Genomic DNA, 12,274 nt, shown 5'->3' with positions numbered 1-12,274 from the left:
CATGCCGCGAGCACTACACGGCGTTCGCCTTCGCAGCCTGGAGCTGGCCCGCGCCGTCATGCTCGGCCACGAGCAGCGCGCTCGCCAGATCGCCAGGCGCGTGCTGGAGTCCGAGGCGAAGGAAGTCCAGCGCCGAGCCGCAGAGACGGCCAAGCCGGCTGCGAAGCCGCAGCAGAAAGGAACCCGCGTATGGCACAGCAATACCTCACTGGGATGATTGACCGCGACATGGGCCGCAGTCTCCCGACGCCCGCTGCGCGCTCGCGCGGCGCCACCGTCGGCATCACGGCTGCCCACGTCGATGCGATTGGCGATGCGGTCGCCGCTGCGCTGCTCAAGCGCGACGAAAGCATCCATGCGCTCGCAAGCGCGGTGCATGCCATTCACCAACGCGAAGCGGACGCCGTCGGGATGTGGGAAGACTCGACGGCGAGCAAGCGCGCGCGAGCGCAGCGCGCGGTCCAGCGGGCCGAGCAAGTCCTCGCGCGCTGATGTCGGCGCGCCACGCTACTCGAGGTGGCCTTGCAGTTCGAGAGCCTTCGCGGCGGGCTCGAATGCGCCTAGGTAGCGCGCAGCGATCTTCGTGATTTGCGCGAGGCTTTCGTCGGTCATGCCCAAGGTCCGCAATTCCCCCTCGAAGTACGCGCTGAAGCGGTCGTTCTCCCGAAAGCCCACCAGCCCGAAGTCGCCTGCAGGGACATGACCGTCAGGAAGGGTGTCGAACTCGCCGGCGTGAGCGATCGCATGTCTCAACTGGTCGATGTTTGGGAACTGCTTGTCTAGCAGCGTGGTGGCTATGCGAAGCTCCCCTTTGTTGACGAAGGGGGCGATTGATGGACAGGCCGCCAGCTTGTATCCCTTGATCTTCTCCATCCGCTCTCTTAGGTGGTGCAGCTGGAGGCCGCATTCGTGGCATGCGATGAACCTCCACTGCCAGAAATCCTTTCGATCCATTGCGACGTGCTTCTGCTTTGCGAATGCGTAGAGGCGAAGTGCTGATGCCCAAGCCTCAACATTGCTTGCCACGCCATAGAGATTGGCCTTGAGATCCTTGATCGCCGGCACTTCAGCTGGCGGGGTCAGGACGGAGGGCCATAGGGGAGGTACGTTCAGCATGGGCACGGATGCTAGCTCTCCCGCATCCTGGGTCAGAATGTGCGGCAATAGCTAGCGCTCAAAGGAGTCCCCATGAAGCTCGCCTCCGCCCTTTGTGCCGTCGCGCTCGCACTCAACGGTTGCGCCTCCCGCATTGATCGGGTCGACACATCCAAGGCCGAGCCCGAGTGCGTGAGGCAATGCTCAGCCCGCTACTCGAGTTGCGTGTCCAGTGCCCTCCTGACTGCGGTGCTGCAGGCGTGCTTTGATGCCTACCAGGTGTGCATCAACACCTGCCCCGCCAAGTAGTTTTGAATTCATGAACGGTCGACCGACGAGCGCCAGCGCGGGACGGCAGAGCACGCGATCGCGGGTGCCGAGCGCATCCTGGCGCGCTGACCTGCCTAGCATCGAATGCGAAGAAAGAGATTTATCCGCTCCGGTTCGCTCTCGACTCGAATCGCTTCGTCCGGCACGCCGCATGCCCTGGCCACATCAAGTAGCGACGCCGCACTTCTGTAGTTCAGTGGCCAGTCGCCGCAGATCTCCTGATAGGCCGCGGATGGATTCCCCTCGTTGAAGTTTCCGACGACAACTTCGCCTCCCTCGCGAGCTAGCGAGAGCAGTTTCGACAGGAGGACCGCGAAGCGGCGGTCGTCGAAGTAGTCGAAGAGGCCGGCGCTCCACACCAAGTCGAAGCGCGCATTGGTTCGGAAGCGAAAAGCATTGGCCTGGACAAACTCGACTCGATCGAGCCAACGGCGGCAAAGTTCTTGTCCATGAGCAATTGCATTGGCGTCTTGATCGACACAGGTCAGGTGGATGTTTGCCGAAGGATGCGATTCAAAGAACTCGGCGAGATCGCGGCAAGGCCCACTCGCCACGTTGAGCACATCTACGCGGTTGCCGGATCGCGACAACTCGTCTAGGGCCGCGCCAAAGTAAACCTTGCGGTTGCGTACTGCCTTTGCAGCGCCGTGCGCATGAAAGAACTCATCCCATCGACGGAGGGACGGATCGCCGGAGGTAACCTGCTGGTAGATCTGATCGATGATCTCGAAGTCACCAGGGTAGCCGTGCCGTTTGAGGAAGCTGCGACCCTGCATGGTGGCCGGGCTCAATGCCGCACCGAATGCCTGGCGTAGTTCGCCCATTTCGGATGCCCCAATCAAGCCGCAACGCCAGGCGGATCGAATTTCATCGAGATGGGCCATGAGCGTCGCCCCTTCTTGCGGACCTGGCCCGCCCGCCTCGACAAGATCGCCAATAAAAGCCGTCCATTTGCTGACATCGAATGCAGGTGCGGGGCTGGTCATCTTTCTCTCTCCTCATTCCTTTTCAAAGCCTAAGAGAGAAGCTATGACGCACGAATGATCTGAACATGGCTTGACGCTTCTTGAAAATGTGGCTATTGAACTCGTGGCCGGCAACGTTCGCCGGCCCGCCACCGCCCCATTCACTCCGCCCCAACTGACCGCCATACAGCGACATACAGCCCCACTGCGCGGTCTTTCCCGCTGATCCACCCTGACCCCCGCCGAGGGCAAAAATGCGGCCCAAATCGCCGCCGCGCGGCCGGCGCTCAAAAAGGGCGCAACCCGTCGAGGTGCGCACGCCGATACCAACCCCGGTCGAGGCTCGCGGCCCAGTCAAGACCCCGCCCCCCCGACGGCGGCGGCCCACCCCCGCTGGGGCGGCTATCCTGAAGTGATGCTCAACAGGATCATCGTCGTGCTATTCGTGCTCGTCGCTCTGGCGTGGGCGGCGCTCATCTGGACGCTGCCGAGCTTGTTCTGAGAGTCCCTCGTTGCCGCTTCCAGGCTGACCCCTTCACCTACCCCGCCCGGCGCCTGAAGTCGGCTCACAACGGCTTTCCGGCAAGGCATGCGCCTCCCCAAACCGCGCCACTTCTAAAAGTTCGCGCATCGCGCCTCAACATTTTTGGGGGCGTCTTTGGGGGCGCAATACGCACCCCATTTGTCTGGAATCCACTGTTTACGCGGGTTTCTGCGCATGTTTCGATTCCCTTCACCCGCTCCATCTCCTGAACCTTGATGCAGCCTCCTACAATCGAGCGCATGCATCTCCTGGCCCCCACCCTCATCAACTGCCCCGCGCGCACGCGTTCGCTCGGCAATGGCGTGGGCATGCTGGGACTGGGCCAGCCGGCCGCACACTCCTTGGCCCGGCGATCCCCTCTTTCTTTCATTTAGCGCAACCATCGATCGCCGGGCCCCAGTTCTCGCGCGTTGGCGACCGCCGAAGATGGCGGCAGGTCGCAGATTTCGACAGGAGTGCTTTTCATGCATGCAAAGAACTACGGCGATCGCACGCTCACCGAGCTGGATCACGTTCGCCTCGCCAAGCTGGTCGCCGCCCAATCCCATCCGGACCTCGAAGAGTTGCTGGACATGGTCGAGGTGCTGCCCTCGCGCGAGATCGCGCCGGACTTCGTCACGATGAACTCGCAAGTCACGATCGTGGACACGCGTTCGGGCCAGCGCCAGAAGCTGACCCTCCGCTATCCCACTGACGCCGAGCCCGCCACGGGCTCCGTTTCCGTGCTTTCGCCGGTGGGCATGAGCCTGCTCGGATTGCGCATTGGCGCGACAGCCCAATGGCGAACGCCCAGCGGAGAGGAATTCAACGCCCAGGTGGCCGAAGTTCACTACCAGCCGGAAGCCAGCGGCGACTACACCACCTGAGCCGGCCCCGCCGGCGTGGCGTCACGAAGCGACCGCTGCGCGTGCGATCGGCGCCTGGAGCGGCAGCGGCTTGGGCGCCGGCGGCACGTCGGTCTGGCGCGCGTAGTCCGCAAGCAATTCGCCCACCACCGCGTCAGGCTGGCTTTCGAGGCGCATCACCATCTGCTGGCCGACGCACAAGCCTTCATAGCGGATGTAGACACGCGAAAAATAGGTCAGCGCCTGCGCGGCGTCGCGAAGGCAGTCGGCGAAAGAGGTGAGTCCCAGATCCACATAGCAAGCTTTCGGCGGCGCCTCACCCGCCGAGCGAGGCGCGCGGACGGTGTAGGTATAGGAACGCTCACCGAGCTTGCGGATCTCCAGGACTGGTTGCATTGCGTACTCCTCTTCCGAACGCGAACGGACTTGGCGTCGTTGCGGTCCGGTGGCACTAGTTTACGTTCTGTCGCATGTGTGACAAGAGGACTACAGCTTACGTGCGGGGCGCCCGAACAACAGTCAGGCGCTGGTCAGCTTCCGGGAACGGCGACCTTGCGCCAGCTCGGGTCGGGGTTGAAGCGTGTCAACGCGCGCGCGCTGGCATCGCTGGCCGGGCCGAGGTCCTTCTCGTAGAGCGTGCCGTCGTGGCTGACCATGAAGCTCATCACGCCGGTCTCCCCATAGTGGATCGGCCAGGCGATCAAGGCGAATCCGCCTCTCATGCGGTTGCCGATCACGTAGTCGTAGGCCCCGCCCGGAGCGTCCTTGCCTTGGCCTTTGAGAATCTTGAAGTGATAGCCGTGGTAGCCCTCGCCGGCTCTCTGGCCGCCGTAGAGCGGCCCGAGCGGACTCTCGTCCTGTCCGGCGGTGTCGGGCCAGTACAAGCCGTCGTGCTTGCCGGGTGAGCTCACGAATTTCTGCGCGTACTCGAGCACCCCGTTGCCATCGCGATCTTTTTGCGCGTATTCCTTCTGCGCGTCGAAGTACGCCAGTGCGGCCTGCATCGCATTGAGTTCGTTGCGCCCGATGCGACGGCTGCGCATCGCGTCGACGCCGGCTTTCGGGTCGAAGCGCCAGCCGGCGGCAGTCTTCACGATGGGCACGGGCAATGTCCAGTCGCCGGGGCCGGCGGCCAGCAGGGCCTTGTCCGGCCGTTCGAGCACGACCTTGTGCTGCTTCGCCCATGCGGCGAGAAACTCGTAGACGTCTTCCTGGTCGACGGTGCCTTCCGGCACGAAGCGCCGCCAATCGGGTCCAAGGATGGCGCGCAATGCCTCGACGTCGCTGCGCGACAGCGCATCGACGAAAGCCTGTGCCGCGGCATCGGGTGTGGGGTAGGCCTTTTGCGCGAATGAAGCGCCCGAGGCGAGCGACAGCGCTACGACCACGGAGGCCGCAAGCATCTTGAGGGGTATGGTGGCGAAGGACATCGTCCGGACTCCTGAGCAGGTGAATTGCGTCATGTGGGCCTCCCGTTCAGCGACGACCGCCACCGCCGCGTCCCCCGCCGTGCCCACCGCCTCCGCCCATGCGTGCGCCGCCACCTCCACCACCCATTCGCGCGCCACCGCCTCCGCCGCCCATGTGGGCTCCAGCGCCTCCCCCGGAACTCACCCGGGCACCGCCCCCGGCACCACCCATGTGCGCACCCCCGCCTCCCCCTCGGTTCTGCGCCATGGACTGACGACTCGCATCACCACGACTCGCCTGCTGACGGGCCTGCCCGCCGGCATCGCCCGCGCCTCGCAAGGCGTTGTCGCCGCCTCCATGCTGTGTCCGCGACAGTCCCTGGTCGGCACCGCCGCGCCCGCCCGGGCCGCCACGGTCGCCCGCTCCGCCGCGGTCTCCCGCTCCAGGGCGGGCCCCGGCACGGTCACCAGCGCGGTCGCCAACGCGGTCTCCCGCGCGGTCACCGGCGCCTGCACCGGCTCGATCGCGGCCGGTATCTCTCGCAGCCGCCTGAGCCCGATCGCGCGTTCCGGGGTCGTTGCGAAGCTGGTCGCGGCCCCGGCCCGGGTCCATGCCGCGCTGCTGCAACTGGGATTGCGCCTGCTGGCGCTGTGCGTCGCGCGTTCCGGCCTGGGCCGTGTCGCGCCCACGGAATTCATTGCGCTGGCCTGCGCCGGCAACATCCTTGCCGAACTGCTGCCGGCTCGCTGAATCGCGGTACGGCACGCCGCGTCGGTTGGCCGCGTTGTGCTGGAAGTTCGTCTGGTTCGCGGAGAGTTGCCGGTTGGCGTTCACGCTGTTGTAGCGGTTCACGTTGACATTGACGTTGCCGCCGCCCCAGTTCGTGTTGCCCCAGAGCGCCGCGGTGGCGGCCACCCCGACACCGAAGGCGATACCTGTCGCCAGTGCGGCGCCAGGGTAGTAATAAGGTGCCGGCGGGTAGTAGTAAGGCGGATAGGCCGGATACGGCCACGCGCCGTACACCACGGTCGGGTTGTAGGCGGGCACGTAGACCACTTGCGGATTCGCGGGCTCGATCTTGATGACCGTCTGCTGCGTCTGCGGCTCCTGCTCGACGATCACCTTCTGCTGCTCGGAGCTCTTGAGGTTGCCCGTCTTCTGCGCCTGGCTCCTGAGCCGCTGGGCCGAGTCGAGAACGTCCTTGGACGAGGCAAGGAAGGCATCACCCAGGTTTTGCACCCAGTCGGGCTGATCGCCCATCATCTGCAGCACCTGCGGGAACGCAACGAGCGACTGCACGCTCGGGTCCCAAGGCTGGTTTGCAACCATCTTGAGCGCCGCATCGCCCTTCTGGTCCGGGTTGGCCTTCGACCATTTCGCGGCGTCGGCGACGTCGGCCGGATAGGTCGCGGCCATCAGCACCTGCGACAGCAACGAGTCAGGGTACAGCGCGATCGGGGCCATCATCTGGTCGAGCTGCTCCCTGGAAAAGGTCGGCGCCTGCTGCGCGCCCGCCAGCGCAGAGAAGAGCGCTGCGGCGAGCATCAGGGCACGTGCGAGTCGGGTGGCCAGGTCACGCATATCGCCTCCTGTTTCGGGGTAGGGCAGCCCCGTGGCTCGTGCAGCATAAGTGGCCCGTCTGTGCGCGGCTATTGCACCTAAGTGCAGCGGCGCACGCCCCGGCAACGAGGATCAGCCAGCGATCTCCCCGAGCAGATCCTGGCTTTCCTCGTCGAATCCCGCCACCGGCTGCGCCTTGGCCAGCGCCATCCACACCGAGAACGGCAGGCGCGGCAGTGCGCGGTGCACGGCCGACCGCGCCACGACGAGCCGGCCTTCCTGCGCGATCAGCACGCCGCATTCGGACGGGATCTCGTCAGGCTCGCCGATAGGCCGCCCTCTCGCGTCGCAGCCCAGCACGTACCAGCATTCGCCGCCCAGATCGAGATAGGCGGCGCGCTTGTCGGGCTTGCGCAGATCGCTCAGCAGGTCGGCGCGGTTGACCTTGACCTCGTGGACGATCGGCTGCGCATACGCCTCGACGCTGGTGTTGCGGATGGAGAACACGTCCGGCCGAGCGATGCACCAGCGAGCCTTGCCGCCCTCCTCCGCTTCGGGCAGGCGCGCGCGCAGGCTGAGCCCGCGCCAGGCCACGCGGCCCGCTCGCGTCATCTCGCGCGCGACCTGCTCCACCAGCGTTTCATGCTTCGACATCACGGCCCGGTTGACGACCAGGCTGGTCGCGATGTGCGCGATGCCTGCATCGGTCACGCGCAGCGTTTCGTGGCCGTGCGTGGATCGCACACGTTCCAGCAGGCCGGCGGCCAGCAGGTCGACCTCGACGGCGTCGCAGCAGGGCCAGCCGGCCGATCGATAGACCTCGCGCAGCCGTCGCGCATGCACACGGCCGAGCGCCACCGCGCCCGGAGGCGGATCGGCGACGGGCGGCGGTGCGCCGGGTTCGACGAGCGGCGGGTCCGCAGGCGGCGGGTCCACCGCGGGTGCGGGCGGCGGCGTGACCGGGGGTGGTGGCGTCGGCAGATCGGGTGCCGGTGGCGGCGGGCCGATGGGCGCATCGGCGCCGCCACGCAGCGAAGCAGTTGCAGTCATCGTGCGAGGTTAGCGAAATGCGAAGCGGGCGAAACCCTGCGACCTGTATCCACACGTTTTCTCACTACACTGCGCCGCATTCGAAACCAGCAGTGGCCATGACTTCCCTCCCCTCCACGGTGCAAGCCGACTTCCTCATCATCGGCGGCGGCATTGCCGGCGCTTCCGTTGCGTACTGGCTGGCACCGCACGGCCGCGTGGTCATGCTGGAGCGCGAGGCGCAACCCGGCTACCACTCCACCGGGCGCTCGGCGGCGCTCTTCATGGAGAGCTACGGAACGCCCCAGGTGCGCGCGCTCACGATGGCGAGCCGCGCGTTTCTGCAGAATCCGCCGCCGGGCTTCGCCGAACATCCCTTGCTCACGCCACGCGGCGCGATGATGGTTGCCGGGCCGGGGCAGTCATCCCTGCTTGAAGAACATTGGCGAGTGCTGCACGCCATGGCGCCCGACGCGCGGCGACTGAGCAGCGAAGAGGCTTGCGCCATCGTGCCCGCCCTGCGGCCGGAACAGTTGATCGGCGCCGTGTACGAACCCGACGCCGCCGACATGGACGTGCATGCCATCCACCAGGGCTATTTGCGCGGCATGCGGCAGGCAGGCGGCAAGCTGGCGTGCGACGCGGAAGTGACCGCGATGGAGCGCGTGCAGGACCAATGGCGCGTGCACGCCGGGGGGACGGTGTATGAAGCCCCGGTCGTGCTCAATGCCGCCGGTGCATGGGTCGACGCCGTTGCACGACTGGCCGGCGTGCAGCCACTGGGCATCGAACCACGCCGGCGCTCAGCCTTCATCTTTGCGCCGCCGGAAAACATGGACATTGCCGGGTGGCCCCTGGTGCATGGCGCTGACGAGGAGTGGTACATCAAGCCCGACGCCGGAATGCTGCTCGGTTCGCCGGCCAATGCGGACCTGGTCGAACCGCAGGACGTACAGCCCGAAGAAATGGACATCGCGATGGCGATCCATCGCATCGAGCAGGCAACCACGCTGGCCATTCGCCGTCCCGCGCGCACCTGGGCCGGCCTGCGATCCTTCGTGTCCGACGGCGACCTGGTCGGCGGCTTCGACGACGAGGCGCCGGGCTTCTTCTGGATTGCAGCCCAAGGCGGCTACGGCATCCAGACCTCTGCCGCAATGGGCGAGACCTGTGCCGCGTTGGCGCGCGGGCTGCCCGTGCCCCCGCATCCGGCGTCCTTCGGGATCACGGCGGAAATGCTGGGGCCGGCTCGACTGCGGTAGTTCGGCCTCAGGCCCAAGCCTCCAGCACCGCGCCGCGCACGGCATCTACCGCTGCAGCACGCCTGCCGTCGGCAGGCGCCACCCAGCACAGCCAGGTGTGTGAGCGCCAGCCTTGCCAGATCGACAGCTCGCCGTTGCGTTCGGCCTGCTCAGCCTGGTCGAGCCTCAGCAGGCCCGCGCCCAGGCCGCTGGCAACCATCGCGCGCATGGCGCTTTCGCTGTCGGCCGTGGTCGTCGGGCGATATTCGCGGCCGATGCTGTTGAACAGGCCATCAAGGTGCGCGCGCAGGATGCACGAGGGCGGCGTCCCCACCCACGGCAAGCTGGTTAACGCTTCGATGCCCAGCGTGGGATGCGCCTGCGCGATGGAGGGTGGCAGCGTCACCACCAGATCCACGGAGCCGAGACGCTGGACCGTCAGGCCGTCGATCTCCTCGACATCGCTCAGCGCGTAGGCGCAGTCCAGATCGCCGCGACGCACGCCCTCCAGCGTCTGGTGCGACAGGCCTTGCTGCAATTGCAGCGTCACATGCGGATGACGCTCGGCCAGCTTGACCAGCACTTCCCCCAACCGCAGTGCGACCGGGTCGACCACGGTGCCGAAGCGCACCACGCCCTGCGCCGCGCCGCGGATCTGCTCGGCCGCCGATCGCATCCGCATCGCAGAGGCCAACGTGCGCTCCGCCTCTTCGAGCAGGCTGAGGCCCGCTTCGGTTGGCGTCATGCCGCGCGGCGTGCGTTCGAAGAGCTTGACGCCCAGTTCGTCCTCCAGCGCCTTGAGCTGCGCGCTCACGGCTGGCGCGCTGGTGAAGACGCGTTCGGCTGCACGCGTGAGGCTGCCCTCCCGGGCGATCGCAACGAAGGTCTTGAGTTGGTAAAGCTCCATGCCGCGAATTGTGAGCGCGATGGCCGCATCGGGCCATTCGCAAAAGCCGAAAGCCCCGTCCAAAGAAACGAATGGTCAGCGAGCGAGCCGGCGCCGATGCTTCGGACATCGAATCCACGTTGCAGGCCCATTCAATGACCATCGCCCATTCACGTTCGCTCGGCATCGCCGCGCTGCTGCTCGCCACCTCCGCATGGGGCGGCATGTTCCTCGTCAGCAAGGGAGTTCTTCACCAGGTGGATCCCTTCTGGTTCACGCTGATTCGCTACAGCTTCTCGGCCGTGCTGTTCGTCGCGCTGATCGCGCCGCGCGGCATGGGACCATGGCACAAGCTGCGCGCCCATGCACTGCCCCTGGCTGTGCGAGGCACGGCGGGCTTCGGCGTCTTCAGCGTCATGCTGCTGACAGGACTCGCGCATTCCGTGCCGTCGCATGGCGCGATCATCATGGCCACCACGCCGATGACCACGCAGTTGCTGCGCTGGGTACTCGATGGCGTGCGGCCCTCGCGCACCACGCTGCTCACCAGCCTGCTGGCCATGGCGGGCGTGGTCATCGTCTCCGGCGCGCTGTCGCCGCACGGGAGTGACGGCGAGGCATCGACCATGTTTGGCGATGCCGTGGCGTTCGCAGGCACGCTGGGCTGGGTCTGGTACACCCGCGGCGCCGCCCAGTTTGCGGACCGGCTCGACGTCATCGAATACAGCGCATTGACTGTCATTGCCTCGTGGCCCGTACTTGCGCTCGGCGCCGCATTCGCCACCGCCCTGGGCGCTGCGGCCATCCCGAGTGCCGACGGCCTCATCCTTTCATGGCACGCGCTGCTCTATGTCGGCTTGATCTCTTCCGCCGTGGCGGTGCTGGCCTTCAACTACGGTGTTCGTGCCCTCGGAGCCATCACCGGTACGGCCTTTCTCAATTTCGTCCCGGTCTCGGCGTCGTTGCTGAGCGTGGCTCTGGGCAAGCTGCCCTCGGGCAACGAGTTGCTCGGGATGTCCATGGTGGTCGGCGCCTTGCTGATTCACACAGTGGGCAGCCGGGCCCAGGCCGCACCGCTTGTGCGTGCCGCTCCATCGGCCCGCCGACCAAAGAGCGGCGTTTGTGGTGCGACGTCCTGACCACCGCTAGAAAAAGCCCAGGCCTGCCGCCATCATCAACGCGACGCCGGCCGAAACGCTGGCCCAGTGCGCCATGTTCGCGAAGAGATCCCAGTCGCTGTACCGGTCCGCCGCGCCTTGCACGAAGAACTCGGCAATGGGGTCGACGCCCTCGCTGCCACCATCGATGTTCGGACCTGGATGATTCGGAGTCATGAATGCCACCTCGTGCATCGATGCTAGGACGAAGCCGCGATTGCTTCGATGAAATCGGCGGGCCGCATTGATGCTGCTGGCACATCAATGCACCGGGCGCCATGCACGTCGCCAAAATCCTTGCCCCAGTTTCCCGACAGCGGGTATCGTCTTCGTCAGGGAGTGCATCGTCCAAGCCGATTCGGCGACCTTCGTGCCGGGTTCATCCAATGCTCTCCTACATCGTCGCCACTCTCGTTTTCGTCTTGACCCTGATGGGGTTCTGGGTGGGCGTTCGCCTGTCGACGCTGCTGCCGGAGCACCACCTCGTGAGCGACGCACGCGATTCCGCGAAGGTCGGAATCGGAATGCTCGCCACCCTGCTGGCGCTGGTCCTCGGCCTCATGATCACATCCGCGAAACGATCGTTCGATGAACGGGAGGCGGAAGTGGTCCAGCTCTCCACTTCGATCGTGCTGCTGGATCGCGCCCTGGTGGGCTTCGGGGAAGAGTCCCGGCCAGCACGTCAGCAGTTGCATGGCATCCTGGATCGGATCGCCCAGCTCACCGAGCGGCAGCGCCGCAAGGATCGACGCCTGGAGGATGTCAGGTATGCCGCAGACCTGCGTGCGATCACGCAGCTTCAACAGACCGTCCTGTCGATGTTGCCGCGCGATGATTCCCAAAAGTGGTATCAGGCGCGCGCCATGCAGTTGTCCTCCGAGATCGCGCAAAGCCGGGTCCTGACTTCAGAGCGCGAGGACAGCTCGGTGCCCGCTGCCCTGCTCGTCGTCGTGTGCGGATGGGTGGTGGTCATCTACGTCGGATTGGGAGCGTTCATGGTCATCAATCAAAGCGTGAACGTCGCCTTGGGCATTTGTGCGCTGGCTTTCGCGTGCTCGATCTTCATCATCCTGGAGCTGGACACGCCTTTTTCCGGTGTCGTAGGGGTGTCGAACAAATCCGTTCTTCGCGCACAGGCGGAGGTCGCGACCAACTGACCGGACGCGGCCCGATCAAAACGCGGCCGTCCATTTGGACGATGCTACAGTCCGC

15 protein-coding genes are annotated in these 12,274 nt (G+C 65.9%); 7 read left to right on the top strand and 8 right to left on the bottom strand.

What is annotated here, in order from left to right; all coding sequences use genetic code 11:
• Position 1: 1 nt before the first annotated feature.
• Positions 2-217: a hypothetical protein gene (locus QTH90_RS00200; RefSeq protein WP_286662542.1), complete on the top strand. Its 216-nt coding sequence runs from the start codon at positions 2-4 to the stop codon at positions 215-217.
• The gene (locus QTH90_RS00195) at positions 190-492 is read left to right on the top strand and encodes a hypothetical protein (protein ID WP_286662541.1); all 303 of its coding nucleotides are present in this window, start codon (positions 190-192) and stop codon (positions 490-492) included. The genes QTH90_RS00200 and QTH90_RS00195 overlap by 28 nt, the downstream gene beginning before the upstream one ends.
• Positions 493-507: 15 nt before the next feature.
• Here the strand turns inward: QTH90_RS00195 and QTH90_RS00190 are convergent, their stop codons facing one another.
• A complete protein-coding gene (locus QTH90_RS00190) occupies positions 508-1,116 on the bottom strand; it encodes a hypothetical protein (protein WP_286662540.1) in 609 nt (202 codons plus the stop codon).
• Between the two features lie 72 nt (positions 1,117-1,188).
• On the opposite strand from QTH90_RS00190, the gene QTH90_RS00185 reads away from it, so the two are divergent.
• The gene (locus QTH90_RS00185; RefSeq protein WP_286662539.1) at positions 1,189-1,404 is read left to right on the top strand and encodes a hypothetical protein; all 216 of its coding nucleotides are present in this window, start codon (positions 1,189-1,191) and stop codon (positions 1,402-1,404) included.
• A 95-nt stretch (positions 1,405-1,499) separates the two neighbouring features.
• Here the strand turns inward: QTH90_RS00185 and QTH90_RS00180 are convergent, their stop codons facing one another.
• Positions 1,500-2,411, bottom strand: a complete 912-nt coding sequence (locus tag QTH90_RS00180; RefSeq protein WP_286662538.1) for a class I SAM-dependent methyltransferase — start codon at positions 2,409-2,411, stop codon at positions 1,500-1,502.
• Positions 2,412-3,398: 987 nt separating this feature from the next.
• On the opposite strand from QTH90_RS00180, the gene QTH90_RS00175 reads away from it, so the two are divergent.
• Positions 3,399-3,800, top strand: coding sequence for a GreA/GreB family elongation factor (locus QTH90_RS00175; protein WP_286662537.1), 402 nt, complete (start codon positions 3,399-3,401; stop codon positions 3,798-3,800).
• A gap of 21 nt (positions 3,801-3,821) precedes the next feature.
• Here the strand turns inward: QTH90_RS00175 and QTH90_RS00170 are convergent, their stop codons facing one another.
• The 4 genes from QTH90_RS00170 to QTH90_RS00155 form a co-directional block, all read right to left on the bottom strand.
• The gene (locus tag QTH90_RS00170) at positions 3,822-4,175 is read right to left on the bottom strand and encodes a hypothetical protein (protein WP_286662536.1); all 354 of its coding nucleotides are present in this window, start codon (positions 4,173-4,175) and stop codon (positions 3,822-3,824) included.
• Between the two features lie 134 nt (positions 4,176-4,309).
• Positions 4,310-5,209, bottom strand: coding sequence for a DUF2950 domain-containing protein (locus QTH90_RS00165; RefSeq protein ID WP_286662535.1), 900 nt, complete (start codon positions 5,207-5,209; stop codon positions 4,310-4,312).
• Between the two features lie 46 nt (positions 5,210-5,255).
• On the bottom strand, positions 5,256-6,770 hold the full coding sequence (locus QTH90_RS00160; RefSeq protein WP_286662534.1) for a DUF3300 domain-containing protein: 1,515 nt from the start codon (positions 6,768-6,770) through the stop codon (positions 5,256-5,258).
• Positions 6,771-6,881: 111 nt separating this feature from the next.
• The gene (locus QTH90_RS00155; protein WP_286662533.1) at positions 6,882-7,799 is read right to left on the bottom strand and encodes a hypothetical protein; all 918 of its coding nucleotides are present in this window, start codon (positions 7,797-7,799) and stop codon (positions 6,882-6,884) included.
• 98 nt (positions 7,800-7,897) lie between these two features.
• On the opposite strand from QTH90_RS00155, the gene QTH90_RS00150 reads away from it, so the two are divergent.
• Positions 7,898-9,040 (top strand): NAD(P)/FAD-dependent oxidoreductase, encoded by a 1,143-nt coding sequence (locus QTH90_RS00150; RefSeq protein WP_286662532.1) that lies wholly within the window; start codon positions 7,898-7,900, stop codon positions 9,038-9,040.
• A 7-nt stretch (positions 9,041-9,047) separates the two neighbouring features.
• Here the strand turns inward: QTH90_RS00150 and QTH90_RS00145 are convergent, their stop codons facing one another.
• Positions 9,048-9,926 carry a LysR family transcriptional regulator gene (locus tag QTH90_RS00145; protein ID WP_286662531.1) on the bottom strand — a complete coding sequence of 293 codons (879 nt, stop codon included), beginning with the start codon at positions 9,924-9,926 and terminating at the stop codon, positions 9,048-9,050.
• Positions 9,927-9,997: 71 nt separating this feature from the next.
• Here QTH90_RS00145 and QTH90_RS00140 point away from each other — a divergent pair, with 71 nt between their 5' ends.
• Positions 9,998-11,044, top strand: a complete 1,047-nt coding sequence (locus tag QTH90_RS00140; RefSeq protein WP_286662530.1) for a DMT family transporter — start codon at positions 9,998-10,000, stop codon at positions 11,042-11,044.
• 6 nt (positions 11,045-11,050) lie between these two features.
• On the opposite strand, the gene QTH90_RS00135 is transcribed toward QTH90_RS00140, so the two are convergent.
• Entirely contained in the window at positions 11,051-11,239 is a 189-nt protein-coding gene (locus QTH90_RS00135; protein WP_286662529.1) for a hypothetical protein, read from the bottom strand.
• A gap of 209 nt (positions 11,240-11,448) precedes the next feature.
• Here QTH90_RS00135 and QTH90_RS00130 point away from each other — a divergent pair, with 209 nt between their 5' ends.
• Positions 11,449-12,219: a bestrophin-like domain gene (locus tag QTH90_RS00130; RefSeq protein ID WP_286662528.1), complete on the top strand. Its 771-nt coding sequence runs from the start codon at positions 11,449-11,451 to the stop codon at positions 12,217-12,219.
• Positions 12,220-12,274: the final 55 nt, after the last annotated feature.

The organism is Variovorax flavidus, from assembly GCF_030317145.1.
In the GTDB taxonomy this organism is placed as follows: Bacteria; Pseudomonadota; Gammaproteobacteria; order Burkholderiales; family Burkholderiaceae_C; genus Variovorax; species Variovorax flavidus.
This window is presented reverse-complemented; position numbering and strand designations above follow the sequence as displayed.